At 53.6% G+C, this 7,807-nt stretch carries 3 protein-coding genes and 9 tRNA genes; all 12 read left to right on the top strand.

Annotation, left to right across the window (positions count from 1 at the left end; genetic code table 11):
• The first annotated feature begins 2 nt into the window (after nt 1-2).
• The 12 genes from JUF11_RS11400 to rpoB all read left to right on the top strand — a co-directional run bounded on the left by JUF11_RS11400 (nt 3) and on the right by rpoB (nt 7,796).
• Nucleotides 3-75, top strand: a tRNA-Val gene (locus JUF11_RS11400).
• Nucleotides 76-77: 2 nt separating this feature from the next.
• A tRNA-Lys gene (locus JUF11_RS11395) sits at nt 78-150 on the top strand.
• A gap of 31 nt (nt 151-181) precedes the next feature.
• A tRNA-Leu gene (locus tag JUF11_RS11390) sits at nt 182-263 on the top strand.
• A 4-nt stretch (nt 264-267) separates the two neighbouring features.
• Nucleotides 268-340, top strand: a tRNA-Thr gene (locus JUF11_RS11385).
• Between the two features lie 16 nt (nt 341-356).
• Nucleotides 357-428: transfer RNA gene (locus tag JUF11_RS11380), tRNA-Gly, on the top strand.
• 10 nt (nt 429-438) lie between these two features.
• Nucleotides 439-524, top strand: a tRNA-Leu gene (locus JUF11_RS11375).
• Between the two features lie 10 nt (nt 525-534).
• A tRNA-Arg gene (locus JUF11_RS11370) sits at nt 535-608 on the top strand.
• 24 nt (nt 609-632) lie between these two features.
• Nucleotides 633-704, top strand: a tRNA-Gly gene (locus tag JUF11_RS11365).
• A gap of 4 nt (nt 705-708) precedes the next feature.
• Nucleotides 709-782 (top strand) — tRNA-Pro (locus tag JUF11_RS11360).
• Between the two features lie 152 nt (nt 783-934).
• Complete coding sequence (locus JUF11_RS11355; protein ID WP_204119682.1) at nt 935-1,402, top strand: CtsR family transcriptional regulator; 468 nt, start codon at nt 935-937, stop codon at nt 1,400-1,402.
• A gap of 53 nt (nt 1,403-1,455) precedes the next feature.
• The gene (locus JUF11_RS11350; protein ID WP_204119681.1) at nt 1,456-3,939 is read left to right on the top strand and encodes an ATP-dependent Clp protease ATP-binding subunit; all 2,484 of its coding nucleotides are present in this window, start codon (nt 1,456-1,458) and stop codon (nt 3,937-3,939) included.
• 245 nt (nt 3,940-4,184) lie between these two features.
• Entirely contained in the window at nt 4,185-7,796 is a 3,612-nt protein-coding gene (rpoB, locus tag JUF11_RS11345; RefSeq protein ID WP_308439943.1) for a DNA-directed RNA polymerase subunit beta, read from the top strand.
• Nucleotides 7,797-7,807: the final 11 nt, after the last annotated feature.

Genomic DNA, 7,807 nt, shown 5'->3' with positions numbered 1-7,807 from the left:
ATGGAGGATTAGCTCAGTTGGGAGAGCGTCTGCCTTACAAGCAGAGGGTCACAGGTTCGAGCCCTGTATCCTCCATTGAGCCGTTAGCTCAGTCGGTAGAGCATCTGACTTTTAATCAGAGGGTCGACAGTTCGAGCCTGTCACGGCTCATTTTTTCCTTTTTTCCATTAGTTTCTGATCTGCGGGTGTGGCGGAACTGGCAGACGCGCTAGATTTAGGTTCTAGTGGTTTATACCGTGGGGGTTCGAGTCCCTTCACCCGCATCACGCCGACTTAGCTCAGCTGGCAGAGCACCTGTCTTGTAAACAGGGGGTCGGAGGTTCGAACCCTCTAGTCGGCAGTAATATCAGTTTCATGCGGAAGTAGTTCAGTGGTAGAACGCCACCTTGCCATGGTGGAGGTCGCGGGTTCGAATCCCGTCTTCCGCTTTTGCGAGCCGCCGGGATGGCGAAACTGGTAGACGCACAGGACTTAAAATCCTGCGGTAAGTGATTACCGTGTCGGTTCGAACCCGACTCTCGGCATGAATATTTTGCACCCATAGCGCAATTGGATAGAGTGTCTGACTACGAATCAGAAGGTTGTAGGTTCGACTCCTACTGGGTGCATTCCGGGTCACCGGAGAGAACTATGCGGAAGTAGTTCAGTGGTAGAACGCCACCTTGCCATGGTGGAGGTCGCGGGTTCGAATCCCGTCTTCCGCTTCATCGGGAAGTAGCTCAGCTTGGTAGAGCACTACGTTCGGGACGTAGGGGTCGCAAGTTCGAATCTTGTTTTCCCGATCGTCGAACTGACGTCAATGACGTCAGTTTTTTTGATTCTCATTTGAGTGCAGCGTTATGTGAAAAACGTCTCTTGGCGAGGTTGCTGGTAATTCTGGTGATATCCAGTATAATTAAAGTCAAGATTAGTCAAAGTCAAAGGGGTGAGGCGAATGCAAGGTCAGAATATTTCTGATGTGATCGAGCATTATTTGAAAGCCATGCTGGGGTCGACGCGCCAGGTGGAAATCAGTCGCGCAGAAATTGCTCAGCAGTTCAATTGTGTGCCATCACAGATCAATTATGTGATCAAAACGCGTTTTACCCCGCAACGCGGTTATGTCGTGGAAAGCAAGCGTGGCGGCGGGGGCTACATCCGCATTTTGAAAGTGCACTTGCGCGATGATCAGGATTTGCTGGCGATGATGGTGGCCAATATGCCACCAGCCATCCGCGAGCGAGATGCGCAGGTGTTGATCCAGCAGCTGTATGATGCTGATGTGATCGACCGCCAAGAAGGCAATATGATGCTGACGGTGCTGAGCCACCACACCTTGCAGCAAGGCGATCGCCAAGCCGAAGATGAGCTGCGGTCGCGATTGCTGCTTGCTTTTCTTGCCAGTTTGCGGTATGAAAGATAGAACTTAGATGGGATTTCCCATTTTGGCCAAATGGCCGCCAAAGGAGTGTGCTTATGGACAACCTATTTACCCCAAGTGCAAAAAACGTGTTACTGATCGCGCAGGAGCAGGCGAAGTACTTCCATCACCATGCTGTGGGCACAGAACACTTGCTGATGGCGCTGGTGATCGAGCAAGAAGGCATCGCCGGGAAGACGCTGCGGCAATTGGGCATTACTGAAGAAGACATTCATGACGAAATCGAACGCTTCACCGGTTATGGTACCGTTGATGCGGGGCAGGCGGCTGATAGTTATTTGCCGTACTCGCCCAAGGGCAAAGAGATTTTGAGCTTTGCCGGTGACGAAGCCAAGCGGCTCGGCGCGCTGAAAATCGGCACCGAGCACATTTTGCTAGGGCTACTGCGCGAAGACGACATTCTGGCGGCTCGCATTTTGCAAAACCTGGAATTGAGTCTGGCCAAGGTGCGGCAGTTGGTGCTCAAGAAAATGGGGATCACCGAATCAGCGGCTAAGCATCGCAGCGGCGCCCAGCGGCAGGCCAAGCCGGCCAGCCAAGGCACGCCGACTCTGGACAACCTGGCTCGGGATTTGACCCAGCTGGCCCGGGAAAACAAAATGGATCCTGTAGTTGGCCGGGACAAGGAAGTCCGGCGGTTGATCCAGATTCTGGCTCGGCGCACCAAGAATAACCCGGTGTTAATTGGCGAACCTGGGGTGGGTAAAACCGCCATTGCTGAAGGCTTCGCCGAAAAAATCGTCGCCGGTCAAGTACCGGCCGACATGCAAAACAAGCGGCTCATGGCTTTGGATATGGGCTCCTTGGTGGCGGGGACCAAATACCGGGGTGAATTCGAAGATCGCCTGAAAAAGGTGATCGACGAAATTTACGCTGATGGCAATGTCATTCTCTTTATCGATGAATTGCACACCTTAATTGGGGCCGGTGGGGCAGAAGGTGCCATTGATGCCAGCAACATCTTGAAGCCCGCTTTGGCGCGCGGTGAGTTGCAGCTGATTGGGGCCACGACCTTGGATGAATACCAAAAGTACATCGAAAAGGACGCCGCGTTGGAACGCCGCTTTGCTACCATCCAAATCAACGAGCCAAGTCAGGCGGAAGCCGAAGAAATCTTGCGCGGGTTGCGGCCGCGGTATGAAGCCCACCATGGCGTGACGATTACTGATGAGGCGCTGCATGAGGCCGTCACCCTGTCTTCCCGGTATATTTCTAGCCGGTTCCTGCCAGATAAGGCGATTGACTTGATTGACGAAAGTGCGGCCAAGGTGCGGCTGGATGAATCGGATAAGCCAACCAAAGCTGACAAGCTGCAAAAACAGTTGCGGGAAACTGTGCAAGCGAAAGATGATGCCATCATGCATCAGGACTTCGAAGCGGCCGCGACCATCCGCGAAAAGGAGCAAAAGCTCCGGGCTAAACTCGAAGCGTCGCCAGAACCTGTGAATGAAAATGGCGTCCGCACCGATGTCAAAGTCACGCCGGAAGACGTAGCCGCAGTGGTTTCACAGTGGACTGGGGTGCCGGTCACCCAGCTGCAAAAGAAGGAAAGTGAACGCCTCGTCAACCTGGAAAAGGTGCTGCATGAACGCGTCGTGGGCCAGGAAGAAGCAGTTTCTGCCGTGTCCCGTGCCATTCGCCGGGCCCGCAGCGGGTTGAAAGATCCCACGCGGCCAATCGGCTCCTTTATGTTCCTCGGCCCTACTGGGGTCGGGAAAACCGAGCTGGCGAAGGCCTTGGCTGAGGCCATGTTCGGGTCCGAAGACGCGATGATTCGCGTGGACATGTCTGAGTACATGGAGAAATACAGCACCAGCCGCCTGATTGGGGCGGCCCCAGGTTATGTGGGCTACGATGAAGGCGGTCAGCTGACAGAAAAGGTTCGCAACAAGCCGTACTCCGTGGTGCTGCTGGATGAAGTGGAAAAGGCGCATCCGGATGTCTTCAACATTTTGCTGCAGGTGCTGGATGATGGCTTCCTGACGGATTCCAAAGGCCGCCGGGTTGATTTCCGCAACACGATTTTGATTATGACGTCGAACATCGGCGCTACGGCGCTGCGCGATGACAAGAGCGTCGGGTTCGGCGCGCAAGCCGCCAGCCAGGACTTCGCTTCGATGCAAAGTCGGATGCTGGAAGAACTTAAGCGGGCGTTCCGGCCAGAGTTCTTGAACCGAATCGACGAAACGGTGGTCTTCCACAGCTTAACGGCGCCAGAACTGCACGAAATCGTGAAGATCATGGCCAAACAGGTGCTGCACCGCCTGAGTGATCAAGACGTGACCGTCAAGATTACGCCGGCTGGCATCAACGCCGTGGCGAAAGCCGGGTTTGATCCGGAATACGGTGCCCGGCCAATTCGCCGGGCGCTGCAGCGGGACGTCGAAGATCAGCTCAGTGAACTGCTGCTGACCGGGCAAGCCGGCGCCGGCGATACCATCACCATCGGGGCCACCAAAGGCAAGCTGACGTTCCATGTGAAGAAGGCGGCCCAACCAGAGGCGCCGGTGCACGCCTAGCAGCGCTTGACATTTAAATTGAACGGCAGTATAGTTAATGCAATTGCATTTCGGTTAGGACATCAGTTGCGGCGATCTATTGTCCGTTGCAACGCATAAAAAAACGCAAAAGTAGCAGAGGGATTTAAACTTTCTACTTTTCGTTTTTTTTTGCTCAAAATGTTCGTCAACCACCGATTGTAATTTTAATTTAACCGTCGTTACGTTTTTTTTACAATCAAGATGGCCGAAAAATCCAATGAGGGGTGAACAATTTGGCAGGACACGCAGGACATTTAGTGAATTACGGTAAGCATCGCACTCGCCGTTCCTATTCCCGCATTAAAGAAGTACTCGATCTGCCTAACTTGATCGAGATTCAGACCAATTCCTATCAATGGTTCCTAGACGAAGGGCTCAAGGAAATGTTCGATGACATTATGCCAATCGAAGACTTCCAAGGGAAACTGTCACTGGAATACGTTGACTATCAGCTGCTGGAACCAAAGTACACGGTGGAGGAAGCGCGCCAGCATGACGCCAACTATTCCGCACCGCTGCACGTGACGCTGCGTTTGACCAATCACGAGACTGGTGAAATCAAGTCGCAAGACGTCTTCTTTGGTGACTTCCCACTGATGACCAAGCAAGGGACCTTTATCATCAACGGGGCCGAGCGGGTTATCGTTTCCCAACTGGTGCGCTCGCCTGGGGTTTACTACAACAGTGAAACCGATAAGAACTCCCGTGTGACCTATGGCACCACGGTGATTCCTAACCGCGGCGCTTGGCTGGAATACGAAACCGACGCCAAGGACTTGGCGTATGTCCGCATCGACCGCACCCGGAAGATTCCAATGACCGAACTGGTGCGCGCGCTGGGCTTTGGCGCGGACCAAGACATTCTCGACATTTTTGGCGACAACGATTCCTTGATGTTGACGCTGGAAAAAGACGTCCACAAGAACACTGATGACTCGCGCACCGATGAATCCTTGAAGGACATTTACGAACGGCTACGTCCTGGCGAACCGAAGACCGCTGATTCGTCGCGTTCCTTGCTGTACGCGCGGTTCTTCGATCCAAAGCGCTATGACATGGCGAATGTTGGTCGCTACAAGGTCAACAAGAAACTGAGCCTGAAGACCCGCCTGTTGGGCCAGACCCTGGCAGAAACGTTGGCTGACCCTGATACGGGTGAAGTCATCGTGCAAAAAGGCACCAAAATCGACCGGCACATCATGGAAACCTTAGGCGGCTTTTTGGACCGCGACGATTTCAAGACCGTTACCTTCCAGCCTTCTGACCAAGGCGTGGTGACCGATCCGATGACGGTGCAAGTGATCAAGGTTTACTCCCAGGTCAACCCAGAAAAGGAAATCAAGTTGATTGGCAATGGCCACATTGACAAGAAGACCAAGCACTTGACCCCAGCCGACATCATTGCGTCCATGAACTACTTCTTGAACTTGCAAGAAGGCCTGGGCGCCACTGATGATATCGACCACTTGGGCAACCGCCGGATTCGTTCCGTCGGTGAATTGCTGCAAAACCAGTTCCGGATCGGCTTGTCCCGGATGGAGCGGGTGGTGCGTGAACGGATGTCGATTCAAGACACCGCCACCATCACACCACAGCAGTTGATCAACATTCGGCCGGTGGTGGCTTCCATTAAGGAATTCTTCGGCAGTTCCCAGCTGTCACAGTTCATGGATCAGACTAACCCACTGGGCGAATTAACCCATAAGCGGCGTCTGTCTGCCCTTGGACCTGGTGGTTTGACCCGTGACCGGGCCGGTTATGAAGTGCGTGACGTGCACTACACGCATTACGGCCGGATGTGTCCGATTGAAACCCCAGAAGGCCCGAACATCGGGCTGATCAACAGTCTGGCTTCCTACGCGGTGGTTAACCCTTATGGTTTCATCGAGACCCCATATCGCCGTGTTTCTTGGACTGACCATAAAGTCACGAACAAAATCGACTATTTGACTGCCGATGAAGAAGATAACTATGTGGTTGCACAGGCCAACGCCAAGCTGAACGATGATGGCTCTTTTGCTGAAGATGCCATTTTGGCCCGGGCGAAGGATGTCAACATTGAAACCACACCAGAACACATCGACTACATGGACGTTTCGCCTAAGCAGGTAGTTGCGGTCGCAACGGCTTGCATTCCGTTCTTGGAAAACGATGACTCCAACCGGGCCCTCATGGGTGCGAACATGCAGCGTCAGGCGGTGCCTTTGATCAACCCGCATGCCCCACTGATTGGGACCGGGATGGAATACAAGGCCGCCCATGACTCTGGGATTGCCGTTTTGGCTGAACATGCAGGGACTGTTGATTACGTGGATGCGAAAACCATTCGCATTCGCCGCGACGATGGCGCCGTGGACAAGTACTCCCTGATGAAGTTCCGCCGGTCTAACGCCGGTAAGAACTACAACCAGCGGCCAATTGTCCGCATTGGCGATAAAGTCGATGAAGACGAAATCATTGCCGATGGCCCAGCTATGGAAAATGGCGAACTGGCTTTGGGGCAAAACCCAGTCATCGCCTTCATGACTTGGAACATGTACAACTACGAAGACGCGATTGTGCTTTCTGAAAAGCTGGTGCGTGATGATGCCTACACCTCGATTCATATTGAAGAATACGAATCCGAAGCGCGTGACACCAAGCTCGGACCGGAAGAAATCACCCGTGAAATTCCGAACGTCGGCGAAGACGCATTGAAGGACTTGGATGAATTCGGGATCGTGCGCATCGGGGCGGAAGTCCGCGATGGCGATATCCTGGTCGGCAAGGTCACGCCTAAAGGGGTCACCGAGCTGTCTGCTGAAGAGCGTCTGTTGCATGCCATTTTCGGGGAAAAGGCGCGTGAAGTACGTGATACCTCACTGCGGGTTCCTCATGGCGGCGGCGGGATCATTCAAGACGTCAAAATCTTCACGCGTGAAGCCGGCGATGAATTGTCCCCAGGCGTTAACATGATGGTCCGCGTTTACATCACCCAGAAGCGTAAGATTCAGGTCGGTGATAAGATGTCTGGTCGTCACGGGAACAAAGGGACCGTTTCGGTGGTTGTGCCTGAAGAAGATATGCCATTCCTGCCTGATGGGACCCCGGTTGACATTTTGCTGTCACCCATGGGTGTGCCATCACGTATGAACATCGGTCAGGTGCTGGAATTGCACTTGGGGATGGCGGCCCGCAAACTGGGTATTCACATTGCCACCCCAGTCTTTGACGGGGCCAATGATGACGACCTGTGGGCCACCATTAAAGAAGCCGGTATGGCCAGCGATGGCAAGTCCGTGCTTTATGATGGTCGCACTGGGGAACCATTTGAAAATCGTGTTTCTGTCGGGGTCATGTACTACCTGAAACTGGCTCACATGGTTGACGATAAGATCCATGCTCGTTCCATTGGACCTTACTCCTTGGTTACGCAGCAGCCACTGGGTGGTAAAGCCCAGTTCGGTGGCCAGCGCTTCGGGGAAATGGAAGTTTGGGCCCTTGAAGCTTATGGGGCGGCTTACACCTTGCAAGAAATCTTAACCTACAAGTCAGATGACGTGGTGGGCCGGGTCAAGACCTACGAAGCCATTGTCAAAGGCGAACAGATTCCACAACCAGGCGTGCCAGAATCATTCCGCGTGTTGGTCAAGGAACTGCAAGCCTTGGGTCTGGACATGAAAGTGCTCGACCAAGACAAGAACGAAATCGAACTGCGCGACATGGACGATGACGACGATGACGTTGTTTCCGTTGATGCTTTGGCGAAATTCGCCCAGCAGCAAGAAGAAAAGAAGGCGCAAGAAGCAGCCACCGCTGCCACGAACGCTAACTCGACCGACGATACTAACAAATAGGAGGTTAGCCC

The organism is Lacticaseibacillus suilingensis, from assembly GCF_016861845.1.
In the GTDB taxonomy this organism is placed as follows: domain Bacteria; phylum Bacillota; class Bacilli; order Lactobacillales; family Lactobacillaceae; genus Lacticaseibacillus; species Lacticaseibacillus suilingensis.
This window is presented reverse-complemented; position numbering and strand designations above follow the sequence as displayed.

Coding starts and splice junctions, on each gene's coding strand:
- JUF11_RS11355 (WP_204119682.1), top strand. CDS start 935: ATGCAAGGTCAGAATATTTCTGATGTGATCGAGCATTATTTGAAAGCC.
- JUF11_RS11350 (WP_204119681.1), top strand. CDS start 1,456: ATGGACAACCTATTTACCCCAAGTGCAAAAAACGTGTTACTGATCGCG.